General features: G+C 56.3%; 1 protein-coding gene. It reads right to left on the bottom strand.

Annotated features, from left to right (window positions below; all coding sequences use genetic code 11):
• Positions 1 to 882: RNA-guided endonuclease InsQ/TnpB family protein (locus NW818_RS12835; protein WP_414424774.1), on the bottom strand; the 882-nt coding region annotated here is incomplete at both ends.

Raw genomic sequence — 882 nt, forward strand, 5'->3', positions numbered from 1 at the left:
ACCCCGCCAGAGGAGTCTCCACAGGCGTCACTTCCCCCAGAGCTTGGGGTAGTTCTGTACCACCGCAACAGGTTTAGGGCTGCATTCAAGTCGCGGTCTAGCTCCAGACCACAACACGGGCAGCAAAACACCCTTTCCTGCAGTGGCATCTTCTGTCGGTGCCCACACCCTGAACACAGTTGGCTGGACGGATAAAACCTATCCGCCACCACCACCTGACAGCCGTAGAGCCGGGCCTTATACTCTAGCTGTCGCCGAAACTCGTAGAACCCACAGTCTGACAGCGCTCCTGCCAGCTTGCGGTTCTTGAGCAGGTTCTTCACCTGCAAGCCCTCAATCACCACCACCCGATACTTCTTGGCCAGGTAAGTCGTTAGCTTGTGCAGATTGTCTTGCCGAATGTCTGCTACCCGCTTATGGGCCTTGCCTAACTGCACCACCGCCTTCTTACGGTTAGCGGATCCCTTCTGCTTGCGACTCAGTCGCTGTTGTAGTCTGGCCAGACGCTTCTTCGCTTTGCGGTAGGGCTTTGGATTCTCGAATACTTCCCCGTCGGAACAGGTGGCCAAGCGATTGATACCTAAGTCTACTCCCACAACTTCCCCAGTCTTCTCCACCTGAGGCGCCGGAGCTTCATACTTGAAGGAGACATACCAATGTCCAGCGCGAAGACTAATGACCACGTTCTTGGGTGTGGCAGTGGGGAGCAGCTCCGCACAGCGCAGCCAACCAAAGACAGGCACCTTGATGCGGTCGCCAGAGATGCGGATACTACCTTCCAAGTAAAAGCTGTCTCGCACCCCCTTGCGTTTGAAGCGAGGAAAACCGCCTTGCCCACTCCGCCAGCGCTTAAAGGCTTGCTCCAAGTTGCGTAATGCCTGC

The sequence above is a fragment of the Synechococcus sp. R6-5 genome, assembly GCF_047461775.1.
Taxonomy (GTDB): domain Bacteria; phylum Cyanobacteriota; class Cyanobacteriia; order Thermostichales; family Thermostichaceae; genus Thermostichus.